This window comes from Allomuricauda sp. MMSF_3307, from assembly GCF_030733585.1.
GTDB lineage: Bacteria > Bacteroidota > Bacteroidia > Flavobacteriales > Flavobacteriaceae > Flagellimonas.
On the sequence record NZ_JASHIQ010000002.1, the window covers coordinates 762,959 to 776,862 of the forward strand.

A 13,904-nucleotide genomic window follows, 5' to 3' on the forward strand; every position below is an offset into this window, starting at 1 on the left:
TGAAACCTAGCTGTTTTGAGAACTCCTTAAATAAAAGGAGTAAGTCGGTTTGGGTGGACAAAATTGTTTAAATTCAGAGCTAGATTTAGAAATTTTGACCAAACCAACCTCCCTTTATGAAAAATCTTCTGCTCAAGCCTGTTTTTATTGCCGTTGGCATCCTTGTCATCATTCTTTTTGGTGTAGCTGGATATCATTATGATGTCGGTTATCCTGCATGGGTAATGATTGCGACTGGAATCCTGATTGGTTCAATTTTGGTGATTGCCCTTAAGTTGTTGCTCACATGGATTCTTCCTTTTATTAAAAAAATACCATTACCGCTGCTTACTTCGCTATTGGGAGGTTTAATTTCATTCTATTTATTGAGGGAATTTGCCTTTAGGTGGCCTTCACAGCTGTTTTATGCCTTGGTAGTATTCGGATTTATCTGTACAGCCTTGATGGTTTTCGGTATGTGGAACATCTTTCTAAATAACAAAAAAACATTGGGGGCTGTCCTCGCTGTAGTGGGTGTTTTGCTGACAGTTTTCGGGTTTTATGGTTTTAACGGTCTCGACGGTGACCCTTATGCACCTGATTTATCAAAACAGGAAAACATAGATGTAACCACGCTAGCCGATATGGGAGTTCAAAATCCCTCCAATAAGGGCAATTTTGAAGTGGAGGTATTTACCTATGGAAGCGGAACGGATAAAAAACGTTCCGAATATGCCACAGCTATCAAACTGAAAACACCAACTGTGGATGCAACACGATTGCTTCCCGAGTGGAAAGGAAAAAAGAAAAAGTGGCGCGAAAAGTATTGGGGCTTTGGAGTGGATAGTTTTCCGTTGAATGCGCGTGTGTACATGCCTAAAGGCAAAGGACCCTTCCCAATGGTGATGATGGTTCATGGAAACCACAGTATGCTCGATTATTCCGATGGTGGTTACGCCTATTTAGGAGAGCTCTTGGCAAGTAGGGGCATTATTGGGGTTTCTGTGGATGAGAACTTTATCAACGGGCACTGGTCTGGCGATTTTATGGGAAAGGAAATGCCAACACGGGGTTGGCTGTTATTGAAACATTTGGAACAATGGAGGGAATGGAACAGTGGTGTTTCACCTGAATTAAAAGGGAAAGTGGATTTGGACAATGTTGTTCTGGTGGGACACTCAAGAGGAGGAGAGGCCGTATCCATTGCTGCTGCCTTTAACCAACTGGACAGGTTCCCGGATGATGGCAATGAAACTTTTGATTTTGGTTTTGGAATCAAGGGCATTGTGACGATTGCGCCAACAGACTATCGGTATAATCGGGAGATAAGCCTTAAGGATATCAACTATTTGTCCATTCAAGGAGCCTTCGATTCGGATGAGACCAGTTTTTGGGGGATGAGGCCGTACCATCGTTTGGAGTTCTCAGAGGGTTTTGAGGGCTTTAAAGCAGGATTATATATGAATCATGCCAACCATGGCCAATTCAATTCCACTTGGGGACGTTCGGATTTCGGAGCTCCCATGAAGTGGTTGCTCAATCTTGACCCTTTGGTTACTGGTGAAGAGCAGCGTCAGGTGGCCCAAGTGTATGTGAGTGCTTTTGCAGAGGCCGTGCTCAAGGGCAACACGGATTATCGCTCCATGTTCAAAAATGTGGATGTGGTGAACAATTGGCTACCAAAGGAAACCTATCGCAGTCAGTATGCGGACAATCATAAAAAAGTATTGGTCGATTTTGAAGGGGATATCGATGTGACCAAGGCATCCAACAGTATAGCATTAAATGCCAAGAACTTTAAAGTTTGGCGAGAAACGGAATTGGAGTCAAGGGATGGGGGAAGTCAGCAAAACAATGCTTTGGTGCTGGGATGGAAATACGACAAGTCAACATCTGTCGATTCCATTCCCGTCTATCAAATAGTACTTTCAGATTCACTAAAGAATTTTAGCGAGGCCGATACGCTGGCCCTTTCGATGGCGATGGGCGATATTTCCGAATTGAAATCCAGCGATGATGATGAACAATTGGAATCCCCGGAAAAAGGGTTCAATTTTAGTATTATGCTCAAGGATAGTTTGGGAAATTCGGCATCGGTTGCATTGGACCAAAACAATAGACTTCCCGGCATTATCAAAACAAGGTTCACCAAGTTCAAGTTCCTGGATAAGGATATGATTGGTGAACCTTCTGAAGTTCAGTTGAAAAGTTGTTATATTCCCGTTTCTGCCTTTAGGTCCCAAAAAGACAGTTTGCAATTGGGTAAATTGCAGAGCATCAATTTGGTGTTTGATAAAGACAGCTTGGGCGTTGTTGTTCTGGATGATATCGGTTTTTATTTAAAAAACAGGTCTGCAGAGGAATAAATTTTACTCGTCCTCAAAGGGCTGATTATCTGCGAAAGAGGCATCTTTTAGGTCTATTTGAGTCTCTTCCAAATAGCCATTGGAAATGGAGTACCCTTTAACCGCGTTATTGGCATGCAGAAGGTAGTTTCCTTTTTTCATTGGATTGCTGCTCACCCTATGGTATATCATGGGCGTGCCATACAAGGAGGAGGTCAAGACACCATTATCCGTTTTATAAAGGGCAATATTCTTGATTTGATTTCCTAAACAGTCCATTTTGGTACGCCACGAGAAAACACCAAAAGTCCCATCCTCCGAAATGGCGAATTTGACATTGGGGCGATGTGTTTTGTAGGCTTTTGCCAGTTTATCGAACTTTTCGGCGGAACGAATGTTTTCTACGATTCTCCGCATACTTTCGTTGATGCTGACGATTTCATCCATGTTTCTGCAACCAATCGTGTCCAATTGGTTTAATTGAGTCAATAGCACCTCCAATTCATCTAAAGTATTACGGGCGTTAAAGTCGTTTTCTTTTGACTTTTTGGAAAAATCACAACTTGAACTGATCATGGAAAGGACTATGGCAATGGAAAGGATATTAATTGTTACGGATTTCATCGTTGTTCAATTTTTGGTTTAAAGGTGTGACAATTCCATCAATATTTTGGGTGCCAATTGATCAATGCCCCTTTTGAATTGACGAATGCCCCTTTTCAATTGACGGATGCATTAAATGCTACTGGGTTGGGTGTCTTATAAAAGGTTTAACAGATAGTTTTGTGGTACCGATTTAGTTGAAAGATGTAGTATCTTTGTTATCAATCGATTGGATATTTTTTGCTTTTATGGCTGAATTGATCAAACTTTATGAGGAAAACCCCAACCCAAAGCAGGTTGAGAAGGTGGTAGACGTGCTACGGCAGGGCGGCTTGGTCATTTATCCAACAGATACCGTGTATGGATTGGGTTGCGATATTACCAACTCCAAGGCATTACAACGCATTGCCCGGATAAAGGGAGTAAAGCTGGAAAAAGCAAACTGGTCCTTTATTTGTGCAGATTTGAGCAATTTGTCAGATTATGTGCGACAAATTGATAGCGCTACTTTCAAGATTCTTAAAAGAACTCTACCCGGTCCTTATACGTTTATTCTTCCGGGAAACAATAATCTTCCCAAAGATTTCAAGAAAAAGAAAACGGTGGGTATCCGTGTACCGGACAATTCCATTGCCAGAGCTTTGGTAACTGGGCTGGGACACCCGATTGTTTCCACCTCTATTCGGGATGACGATGATATTCTGGAGTATACCACAGATCCTGAGCTCATCTTTGAAAAATGGCAGAACCTTGTGGATGTTGTAATCGATGGGGGATATGGAGACAATGTGGCCTCCACGGTAATCGACCTTTCTGGTGATACGCCCGAAGTGATACGGGAGGGCAAGGGCAGTCTGGAAATTTATTGATAACTGTATATAAAAAAAGCGGCCAATTAGGCCGCTTTTCTTTTTAGCTATTGCTATAACTTATTTACCGGTACCTCCGATGGCAGGATCTTTCATTCCTTCTTCGATCATGTTATAGAACTGATCGATTTTTGGAAGTACAACGATTCTTGTTCTTCTGTTTTTGGCTCTGTTTGCAGAGGTGTCGTTGCTTACCAATGGTACGTAGTAGCTACGTCCGGCAGCAGTCATTCTAGCAGGGTCTACACCAAAATCGTTTTGTAGGATACGAACAACGGATGTGGCTCTTTTGGCACTCAAATCCCAGTTGTCCAACAAAACACCGCTTCTGTACGGTACGTTGTCGGTATGACCTTCTACCATAAACTCGAAGTCTGGTTTGTTGTTCACCACTTTGGCAACTTTTCCAAGTACTTCTTTTGCAGCACTGGTTACGTTGTAGCTTCCGCTTCTGAACAACAATTTATCGGAAATGGAAACGAATACCACACCCTTTTCAACACTGATTTCGATGTCGTCGTCGTCCAAATTGCCCAATACACCTTTCAAGCTCTGTACCAATGCAAGGTTTACAGAGTCTCTTCGGGTAACGGCATCTTGCAACTTTCTGATGGTAAGGTCCTTTTCACGTAGGCTTTCCAATGACTTTTCAAGGTTTTCGGCACCTTTTGTGGTCAAAGTGGTCAAGTTGCCCATATTGTTGATGAGCTCTTGGTTATTTGCCTTAAGGAATGCGTTTTGGTCTTCGAGGGTTTTCAACCTAGAGTCAGCAGTAGCTTTTTCTTCCAAGCAATCGTTCAATTTAACGGTTGCAGAGTTCAATAGGTCTTGGGTTTCTTTGTGTTTGGCCTCCAGTTCGGCGTATTTCTTCTGCGATACGCAAGAGGATAAAAGAACGGTCATTGCCAATGTTCCTAAAAGAAATTTTTTCATAGTTCAGAATATAATTTAAGGATTGTTAGATATATCAAATTTGAAAAACTCAACCAAAATTAGATAAAAAGCAAGGCTCGCTTATTTCGGTATCGTTAATCTTTTACTAAAATGTTAAAATTCTTTATTTGATGTACGAAATAGGACCACACTATGGATGTCGCCACATAATATTTTAATATAAAATTAGCTTTTTCCCGCTTTCTGTACATTTTGATAAAGTTACCATAAAAACTGAAATGTGCCCTCAAGATGGCAAAGCAATGGTCGAATTTTAATTGGAAGATAAAACGGAGGGCAGCGATGGCATCCAACAATAGGCGGATAAACACAATGGGCCATGCCTGTCTCCTCGGTAGATTTTTTGTGATGGAATACAATGAGTTCCTAAAATTGAGGAAGGTTTTTTTGGGGTTCATGTTGGATAGGGTGCTGCCCCCTAAGTGATATATATGGCTGTGCCCTACATAAAACACTTTTTGCCCGGCATTCTGTGCACGCCAACAAAGGTCGATTTCCTCTTGATGGGCAAAATAATCCTCATCAAAACCGCCAAGTGACCAAAACACATCGCTTTTGATGAACATGCAAGCTCCTGTGGCCCAAAACACTTCCCTGATGTCATCATATTGACCCTCATCTTTTTCAATGGTCTGAAATATACGTCCCCGACAGAACGGATACCCAAATTTATCCAGAAACCCGCCTGCGGCCCCGGCATATTCAAAGTGATCCTTTTGCATCAAGTCCAATATTTTGGGTTGAATGATGGCCGCCTCTGGTTGGGTGCTAAAGGTATTTTTGATAGGTTCCAGCCAATCAGGGGTCACTTCAACATCCGAATTCAAGAGACAATACACATCTGCCTTTACGTGCTGCAAACCTTCGTTGTACCCTTTGGCAAATCCGCCATTGGAACTGTTCTGTATGATGTTGATGTTGGGGTAGTGCTGTGCAACATACGCCACCGAACCATCGGTGCTGGCATTGTCCACCACATAAACATCCGTTCCTTTGGAATATTCAAGAACCGAAGGCAGGAACCTTTCGAGCAGGGCCTCTCCATTCCAGTTGAGTATGACTACGGCGATTTTCAAAACGGAGGCAAATTAACGGCTAAAATCAGGAATATCCTCTAAAAACCTATACTTTTCATTCACATGGTCCATTTCGCAATAATAATGATCCAAACCATTGGTGACCATCAGGTGCTGGGCCTCCAGTTGATAATTGTACTGGGCTATCTGGTCAAATGTCGCCTGGGTAATCCTCACTTCAGGTGCCTTGCACTCAATCAACAAAAATATGGAGCCATCAGGATTGTAGACCACCACGTCATACCTTTTTTTAAGTTCGTTCACTAGGAGCTGTTTCTCAACGTTGATAAGGCTTTTGGGGTAGTTTTTTGTGAACACCAAATACCGGAGCACATGCTGCCGTACCCATTCTTCGGGTTGGAGTACCACAAACTTTTTACGGATACCGTCAAAAATGTACTGTCTATTTTGGCTATTTTTGATTCGAAATGAGTATGGTGGAAAGTTAAGGTCTTGCATAAGACAAAACTGGTGAAATATTTTCAATGGACAAAGTAAAGGAAATCGTATCGGAAATTAAGCAGGGAAGCCCAAAGCCCATTTATTTTTTAATGGGGGAGGAGCCCTATTACATTGATCGTATTTCGCAGTTCATAGCCGAAAACGTGCTAACGGAGGATGAGCGTGGTTTTAACCAAATGGTGCTTTATGGAAAGGATACCTCGGTCGATGAAGTGGTGGCCAATGCTAAGCGTTTTCCCATGATGGCGCAGTATCAGGTGGTAATCGTTAAAGAAGCGCAACACCTATCCCGTACCATTGAGCAGTTGGTACCTTATGCCGAAAACCCCCAACAGACCACTATTTTGGTACTCTGTTACAAATACAAAAAGCTCGACAAGCGAAAAAAGCTCTACAAGGCCATTCAGAAAAAGGGAGAGCTGTTTGAGAGCAAAAAGCTTTACGAGAATCAGGTGGCCGACTGGATTCGAAGAACCCTTGGCGGCAAGCAATACAGAATTTCCCCCAAGGCGTGCATTATGCTTGTGGAGTTTTTGGGAACAGATCTCAGTAAAATCAGCAATGAACTGGACAAGTTGACCTTGATCGTGCCGCCGAATGTAGAGATTACACCAGAATTGGTTGAGGAGCATATTGGCATCAGTAAGGATTTCAACAACTTTGAATTAAAAAAGGCCATTGGAGAGCGGGATGTTAAAAAGGCCTCCCGAATCATTGACTATTTTGCACAAAACCCTAAGGACAATCCCTTTATTGTGACCGTTACCTTGTTGAACACCTTTTTTACGCAATTGCTACAGTACCATGGCCTAAAGGATCATTCCCCCGGCAATGTGGCCAAGGTATTGGGTGTGAGCCCTTACTTTGTAAATGAGTATGTGGTAGCGGCGCGAAACTATCCCATGAAAAGGGTGAGCGGGGTTATCTCCAGCCTAAGAAAATTGGATTTAAAGGGCAAAGGTGTGGGAGCCAGCAATATGGCACAGGCCGATTTGCTGAAAGAACTCTTGTCCGAAATACTCTAAGCTTACTTTTTGTCCACACTGTATTTACCAGGGCCCAGCAGCATAATCACCACAAAAATGGTAAGGTAAAGCAATGCCATTTCCTTTTTGCCAAAGGGGTCTGCCCCATGGATCATAAAGCCTGCAACGAACATGGTGATTGCGGTTGGAATAGCCGCCCATCTGGTTTTAAATCCAATAATGATAAGTAACGGGCACACAAATTCGGCTACAACCGTCAAAAATAGGGAGGGAGCCTGTCCAATACCAAAAGGATTGGCGAATTCCGTATTCCCGTTGATAAGGTTCATCAATTTGGGGTAACCGTGGGTCAGCATAAAAGCAGATGGTACAATTCGAAGTATGGCCAGCCCAAGGTGAATCAGAGTGTTATTTTTCATGTGGGGAAATTTAATCCACGTGAAAATATAAATTATGTTTTAAATAGAACAACATAAATTAATGAAAAGGTGCTTTGAGTTGACGGATGTAGAAAAATCACCTCAATTCAGGGTATGATTTTGGGTCCACTTCGTGCATGATTTGGTACACTTTCTCAAAAATATCCTCTGCATTGGGTTTGGAAAAATAATCCCCATCCGAAGCATAAGCAGGTCTGTGCGCCTTAGCGGAAAGGGTTTGTGGTGCGCTGTCCAAATAACGATACCCGCCTTGTTTCTCCACTACTTCTTGAAGCAGATATGCGGAGCATCCACCCGGTACATCTTCGTCGATGACCAACAGTCGGTTTGTTTTTTGGAGGCTTTTTACCACATCATGGTCCAAATCAAAAGGTAGCAGTGACTGGGCGTCGATGACTTCGGCGTCAATACCAACCTCCAGCAAGTCTTGGGCTACTTTTTCCACAATACGAAGTGTGGAACCATAGGATAACAGCGTAATATCGTTTCCTTCCTTCAAGGTTTCCACCTTTCCGATAGGTGTGCAAAATTCACCCAGATTGGAAGGTTTCTTTTCTTTGAGGCGGTAACCGTTCAGGCTTTCGATGACCAGCGCTGGTTCATCGCTTTTCATCAAGGTATTGTAAAAACCTGCGGCCTGCGTCATGTTCCTTGGCGTCAAAATGTACATTCCGCGCAGTAAATGAATCAGTCCGCCCATAGGTGAGCCTGAATGCCAGATACCTTCCAAGCGGTGCCCTCGTGTACGAACGATGAGAGGGGCTTTTTGCTTGCCAACGGTCCGGTACATCAAGGTCGCAAGGTCATCGCTTAAGGTTTGTACGGCATACAGAATATAATCCAAATATTGTATTTCGGCAATGGGTCGCAGTCCGCGCATGGCCATTCCAATCCCTTGGCCAATAATGGTAGTTTCACGGATTCCGGTATCGGCAATTCGCAATTCACCATATTTTTTCTGTAGTCCTTCAAGCCCTTGGTTAACGTCCCCAATATTACCAGTATCCTCACCAAAAATCAAAGCTTCTGGATATTGGGAGAAAAGGGAGTCAAAATTGTCCCTTAATATGATTCTGCCATCCACTTCTTCGGCATCATCAGCGTATGATGGAGGAATAGGGGCAATGTTGGTAGCCTTGTTACCTACTTCATTATATAGGTGTGAGCTGTATTGTGGTTCGTTGGTGGCCAAAAATTGGTTGACCCACTGCTGAAGTTGTTTTTTTTCTGCGAAGGATTCACCCAGCAAATAACGGAGTGCCTGTCTGGATTTGGATGCCAAATCCTTTTTTAAGGGCTCTTCAATTGCGATCAAATCATTTTTCAATTTGTTGATGAACGCCCTATTGGCACTTTGATTGGCGACTTTTTCGAGCAATGCGACCAATTCTTTTTTGGCAGCAAGTTGTGGCCTTAAAAATTCGGACCAAGCTTCTTTTTTGGCAGAACGGACCTTGTGTTTGATGTCTCGTTCCAGTTTTTTTAAATCCTCTTCGGTACTGATGCCGTTTTCCAGAATCCACTCCCTGAACCGTTTGTTACAATCGTTTTCGCGTTCCCATTCCAAACGTTCCGCCGATTTATATCTTTCATGGGACCCAGATGTTGAGTGGCCCTGTGGTTGAGTGAGTTCAGTAACATGGATGAGTACCGGCACGTGGTTTTCACGTGCAATATCCGATGCGTTCTCGAAGGTATGGATGAGAGCGGTATAATCCCATCCCTTCACCTTGAGGATTTCGTAGCCGTTGTTTTCATCGTCCCGTTGTAGTCCGCTCAGTGCTTCTGAGATATCACCTTTGGTGGTATGGAACTCAGAAGGCACGGAAATACCGTAGTCATCGTCCCAAACACTTATCACCATGGGAACCTGCATGACTCCTGCGGCGTTCAAGGTCTCAAAAAAATGACCCTCGCTGGTACTTGCGTTTCCAATGGTACCCCAGGCCACTTCATTTCCGTTTTTGGAAAAGTTGGTCTGGTCAATGCCCTCTACGTGGCGATATATTTTGGAGGCTTGGGCCAATCCCAACAATCGTGGCATCTGCCCTGCGGTACAGGAAATATCCGCACTGCTATTTTTTTGTTCGGTAAGGTTTTTCCAAGTCCCGTCCTCGTTCAAACTGTGCGTTACAAAGTGCCCTCCCATTTGCCTTCCGGCACTCATAGGTTCCTTTTCAAGGTCGGTAGTGGCATACAATCCATGAAAGAAAGCTTTTGGTGTCAAGTGCCCCAATGCCATCATAAAGGTCTGGTCGCGGTAGTATCCGCTCCTAAAATCACCATCTTGGAATGCACGGGCCATTGCCAGTTGCGGAAGTTCTTTTCCGTCTCCAAAAATTCCAAATTTGGCTTTGCCTGAAAGTACTTCCCTTCGTCCTAGAACACTACATTCCCTACTGGTGACGGCTGTCTCATAATCTTGAAGAATCTGGGACTTAAAATCGTCAAAAGAAATATCGCTGCTTGTACTAGGATTAGGTTTCATGGACTGATTAAGATTTCTGCGAAATTACTAAAAATCCGTCTAAATAGCAATATCGAACGGTGTTAATAAAATTAAATACCCTCAATAATTTATCGCAATAAATGGTGATTTTGTAAAAAACACCCCAAAATAAGCGACCGCATTGTCAAATTGATAATTAAAACCACTTTCGGGTAAATAGCCCTGTAAGTGTTCTAGGACTTAAGGTAACAATAAATCGGATACGTTGTCCATAGTCGTTTTGCGCAATTTCCCAACCTCTGTTGGAATACACGGGAAAGTAAAGTTCAAAGTAATCCGTGACCAAGTTGAGACGGATACCGGAGTCGTAAACAAAACGGGTATTCTCTCCTTTATTTTTGATAAAGCCAATATCCCCATAAGCCTCGATCCAACGCCAAATGTTGGTGCTGGCATTGGTGGTGGCAATCCAATCGTTCGCAAAAGGATTCTCTAACTTTGATTTGAATCCTCCTTCAGCAATGATTACCTGTTGACTGTAGATTCCGGAATCTTCCGACCTACCCAAATAGGCAAGATCGAACATATAATCCGTAGGTCTGTCCAGCGCAAAGCTAAAAAAGTTGGAATTCGTGGTATTGCGCAAAAACTTTCCTGCGTAGAAGCGAAGGTTCAACTGCCTATTGCTCTGGAAGAGTTTTCGGTATTCCCATTCGAACGCCAGCTTGCTGAACTCACTGGAATGTTGTGCATCTATGGACCAAGAGGAGTAATTGATTATACTGTTGTCCACATCGGTAAAGCGCGCATTCAACACCCCATAATCAGGGTCGGTCTCCAGTTCTCCCTGTAAACTCTCATCAATGCTCCTAAACACATTCCGGTACCTTAGAAGAAGATATTGCCTTCGGTTGGACAATAAATCGTTGGGGCGCCATCCAAAACTAATGGCCGGCGTTACCGTAGAAAACCTTGAATTTTGCTCAAAATGTGAAGTGGAGGCCGAGAAGGAGTAGTTGGTCACAAAAAGACCTGTTTTGTTATGGTATTTCCGATATCGGAATCCCACTTTACCCACCATGGTGCGTTCCAAAAAGGAATAGGTGGGGGCTATATCATATTCAAATGGGCGCTCCAAGAAGGTTTTGTTGTACAATCGCAACCCTGGGGTTACACCGTCATACAGGTTAAAGTTCATGATGGGCACATAAAACACCTGATTGTAATAAGGGTCTTCGGTATCCTTAAAAAATTGAAACTTTAGTTTTTTATTGCTGGAAAACCATCCATTCAAGGTTTTCCAATTATCCCGTTGGTTGAATTCCGGGATCTTTTGGTCGTAGTTCAACACCAAACGGTCTTCACTTCCTCGCGGAATGGTAAAGCTCTTGGTGGAATCAATATTGCTAAACCAGTATTGGGAGACTACAGAGTCGTTCTCGAGTCCAAAAAGCGATATCGGCACATTGGTTCCCCGCTTGTTCTTGAGCATAAAGGTGATGGAATCGTCGGTCTTTTCAACACTCTTGATCTTGAAATCAATCTTTTTATCCGAGCCTACATATTCTTCAAAAAACCAATCCACCTCCTTATCCGCATATTTTTCAATGGTTTTTCTAAAGTCCGCAGCACTTACTCTTTGCTGCTGTTTGTAGTTTTTATAAAAGTCCAACACCGTACTGTCTATCTTCTTTTCGCCCAAATAGGCCGATAGGTAGGACATTCCCAATCCAGCCTTGTAGCCGTTGGCAATTCGTTCGTTGAACTTGATCAGGGAGTCATTCGAAGTGGTCAATGCCTGGTCGATGTTCTTTCGGGCCGAAAGCATGCTGAAAAGGGCATATTGCTCGTTAAAATCCATTTTGGCCAAATGAAAGCTCCTTACGCCCCAAATTCTGGAAAGCTTCCCTATCAGTTTTTGGTCGGGATAGAACTCCTCCACGTATTTGATCATCAAGTAATACCCAATGGCATCGTTTACCCAGCGTTCCTTTCTCGGATTCAAATAGAGCGATTCTTTCAAGTAGCTTCGGATAGCCGTTTTGAGAAACTTCATCTCAAACTGGAACTGTTCTTCGTAAGGTCTGATGAAAGAAGGCAACTGATTGATGCCGTAGAGCGGCGAGCGGTTGTAGTCAAATTCAGAAACCAACAGGTTTCCGTGCGGATAGGAACCCAAATTTTCTTGAAGGAACTGCGCAATTTTTAAAATGGAGATGCCCTGTGCAATTTCCTCATATTTGTTCGATTCGATATCCGTGGAAACGGTGACGAAGTCGGTGACGTGCTTGGTGAAACGGTCATCCCTGTTTAGAATGATTTCACAATTCTTTCGATTGTCCCCTATCAATTGCGTGTATTGCCCATTTGGAAACCCTGAAACGCTCGACTTTCTATAATTTGACACCAAAAACAGGTTTTCCGGAAAGGTGAAGTTGATTCGGGTATTGGTCACATCAGTATAGATATCGTTCAGGTTGATGTTGTTGTACAGATGCCATTCCCCGTCAAAAACAGCAGGGGAAAAATACCAATCCTTTAAATGGTAACCCCCATCATCCCGATGTCCGTATCCGGTAAATTTGGCGCTCGGCAGTTTGATGGTGTAGGTAAAAAAAAGTTGTATGGATTCATTGGGTTTTAGGACTTCGTTCAGGTTGACGGTGATATAATCCGAATTGCCTTCCCTTTTCCAGTCCAATCCAACATAGTTGTTGTCCACTATGGTCTTGATGGTAGTATAGCCTCTTTCCCTATCTTTTGCCAAGTGCAAACTTCTGTTGAACTCCTCCCCAAAACGTTTGGCAAGGGCAGTGTTTTTATTGGAGTAGGCATGGTTCCAATCGTTGAAATAAAGGGTAGACAGTCCTTTGTCCGATTGGTTGTGGTAGGTAAAGTGTTGCCGAATACGTATTTGGTTCGTTGGGCCGTCCAAGGTGGCCACTATCTCGTTGGTGTGCTGTCCCCAAAGTTGGGGGCACAGGAGTGATAAAACGAGCAAAACGCAAAGTAGTATTCTAGATGGGACCAATACCAAACGGGATTAAAAGTTGGGACTTAACGTTCGGCCTTTGTAGAAGGCATCAATGATTTCGATAACTTCATCCTCGGTATCCACCAATTTGATCAAGTCCAAATCCTTGGGGCTGATGTTGCCCTCTTCGACCAAGGTGTTTTTGATCCAGTCCATCAATCCTTTCCAGAATTCAGTACCGACCAAAATAATGGGAAACGTATGGATCTTATGTGTTTGGATAAGGGTAAGAGCCTCAAAAAACTCATCCAAGGTTCCAAAACCTCCCGGCATTACCACAAAACCTTGCGAATATTTCACAAACATTACCTTTCTAACGAAAAAGTAATCAAAATCCAAGCTTTTATCACTATCAATGAATGGATTGTCATGCTGCTCAAAAGGCAGGTCAATGTTCAACCCGACCGAGGTGCCGCCTGCCAAATTGGCCCCTTTGTTTCCTGCTTCCATAATTCCGGGTCCTCCACCGGTAATAACGCCGTAGCCTGCTTCGGCAATCCGTTTGGCAATTTTCACGGCCAAATCATAGTAAGGATGGCCTTCGCGCACCCTTGCCGACCCAAAAATGGAGACGCAGGGCCCAATAACGCTCATTTTTTCAAATCCATTGACGAACTCGCCCATAATCTTAAATATGGCCCACGAATCGTTCGTCTTTATCTCATTCCATCCTTTGGAATGTTGTTCTTTTCGCATTTGCATAGTAC

The 13,904-nt window shown here is 43.3% G+C and carries 11 protein-coding genes; 3 read left to right on the plus strand and 8 right to left on the minus strand.

Features of this window, described 5'->3' with window-relative positions:
* Positions 1–116: 116 nt before the first annotated feature.
* Complete coding sequence (locus RBB12_RS07865; RefSeq protein WP_306012990.1) at positions 117–2,345, plus strand: hypothetical protein; 2,229 nt, start codon at positions 117–119, stop codon at positions 2,343–2,345.
* 3 nt (positions 2,346–2,348) lie between these two features.
* On the opposite strand, the gene RBB12_RS07870 is transcribed toward RBB12_RS07865, so the two are convergent.
* Positions 2,349–2,948, minus strand: a complete 600-nt coding sequence (locus RBB12_RS07870) for a hypothetical protein (RefSeq protein WP_306012989.1) — start codon at positions 2,946–2,948, stop codon at positions 2,349–2,351.
* A 227-nt stretch (positions 2,949–3,175) separates the two neighbouring features.
* Between RBB12_RS07870 and RBB12_RS07875 the strand changes: the two genes are divergently transcribed.
* Positions 3,176–3,796 carry an L-threonylcarbamoyladenylate synthase gene (locus tag RBB12_RS07875; RefSeq protein WP_179383793.1) on the plus strand — a complete coding sequence of 207 codons (621 nt, stop codon included), beginning with the start codon at positions 3,176–3,178 and terminating at the stop codon, positions 3,794–3,796.
* A gap of 60 nt (positions 3,797–3,856) precedes the next feature.
* Here RBB12_RS07875 and RBB12_RS07880 read toward each other — a convergent pair whose 3' ends face one another.
* The 3 genes from RBB12_RS07880 to RBB12_RS07890 all read right to left on the minus strand — a co-directional run bounded on the left by RBB12_RS07880 (position 3,857) and on the right by RBB12_RS07890 (position 6,285).
* The gene (locus tag RBB12_RS07880; RefSeq protein WP_179383792.1) at positions 3,857–4,729 is read right to left on the minus strand and encodes a flagellar motor protein MotB; all 873 of its coding nucleotides are present in this window, start codon (positions 4,727–4,729) and stop codon (positions 3,857–3,859) included.
* Between the two features lie 95 nt (positions 4,730–4,824).
* Complete coding sequence (locus RBB12_RS07885; RefSeq protein ID WP_306012988.1) at positions 4,825–5,826, minus strand: glycosyltransferase family 2 protein; 1,002 nt, start codon at positions 5,824–5,826, stop codon at positions 4,825–4,827.
* A gap of 12 nt (positions 5,827–5,838) precedes the next feature.
* Entirely contained in the window at positions 5,839–6,285 is a 447-nt protein-coding gene (locus RBB12_RS07890; protein WP_293288069.1) for a type I restriction enzyme HsdR N-terminal domain-containing protein, read from the minus strand.
* Positions 6,286–6,311: 26 nt separating this feature from the next.
* On the opposite strand from RBB12_RS07890, the gene holA reads away from it, so the two are divergent.
* Positions 6,312–7,313, plus strand: coding sequence for a DNA polymerase III subunit delta (gene holA, locus RBB12_RS07895; RefSeq protein ID WP_293288072.1), 1,002 nt, complete (start codon positions 6,312–6,314; stop codon positions 7,311–7,313).
* 2 nt (positions 7,314–7,315) lie between these two features.
* Here holA and RBB12_RS07900 read toward each other — a convergent pair whose 3' ends face one another.
* The 4 genes from RBB12_RS07900 to RBB12_RS07915 form a co-directional block, all read right to left on the minus strand.
* On the minus strand, positions 7,316–7,693 hold the full coding sequence (locus RBB12_RS07900; protein ID WP_293282506.1) for a DoxX family protein: 378 nt from the start codon (positions 7,691–7,693) through the stop codon (positions 7,316–7,318).
* A 97-nt stretch (positions 7,694–7,790) separates the two neighbouring features.
* The gene (locus RBB12_RS07905) at positions 7,791–10,202 is read right to left on the minus strand and encodes a thiamine pyrophosphate-dependent enzyme (protein ID WP_306012987.1); all 2,412 of its coding nucleotides are present in this window, start codon (positions 10,200–10,202) and stop codon (positions 7,791–7,793) included.
* 157 nt (positions 10,203–10,359) lie between these two features.
* A complete protein-coding gene (locus RBB12_RS07910; RefSeq protein WP_306012986.1) occupies positions 10,360–13,164 on the minus strand; it encodes a metalloprotease in 2,805 nt (934 codons plus the stop codon).
* A gap of 42 nt (positions 13,165–13,206) precedes the next feature.
* Positions 13,207–13,893, minus strand: a complete 687-nt coding sequence (locus tag RBB12_RS07915) for a TIGR00730 family Rossman fold protein (RefSeq protein ID WP_179383786.1) — start codon at positions 13,891–13,893, stop codon at positions 13,207–13,209.
* Between the last annotated feature and the right edge of the window lie 11 nt (positions 13,894–13,904).

Coding starts and splice junctions, on each gene's coding strand:
- RBB12_RS07865 (WP_306012990.1), top strand. CDS start 117: ATGAAAAATCTTCTGCTCAAGCCTGTTTTTATTGCCGTTGGCATCCTT.
- RBB12_RS07870 (WP_306012989.1), bottom strand. CDS start 2,948: ATGAAATCCGTAACAATTAATATCCTTTCCATTGCCATAGTCCTTTCC.
- RBB12_RS07875 (WP_179383793.1), top strand. CDS start 3,176: ATGGCTGAATTGATCAAACTTTATGAGGAAAACCCCAACCCAAAGCAG.
- RBB12_RS07880 (WP_179383792.1), bottom strand. CDS start 4,729: ATGAAAAAATTTCTTTTAGGAACATTGGCAATGACCGTTCTTTTATCC.
- RBB12_RS07890 (WP_293288069.1), bottom strand. CDS start 6,285: ATGCAAGACCTTAACTTTCCACCATACTCATTTCGAATCAAAAATAGC.
- holA (WP_293288072.1), top strand. CDS start 6,312: ATGGACAAAGTAAAGGAAATCGTATCGGAAATTAAGCAGGGAAGCCCA.
- RBB12_RS07900 (WP_293282506.1), bottom strand. CDS start 7,693: ATGAAAAATAACACTCTGATTCACCTTGGGCTGGCCATACTTCGAATT.
- RBB12_RS07905 (WP_306012987.1), bottom strand. CDS start 10,202: ATGAAACCTAATCCTAGTACAAGCAGCGATATTTCTTTTGACGATTTT.
- RBB12_RS07915 (WP_179383786.1), bottom strand. CDS start 13,893: ATGCGAAAAGAACAACATTCCAAAGGATGGAATGAGATAAAGACGAAC.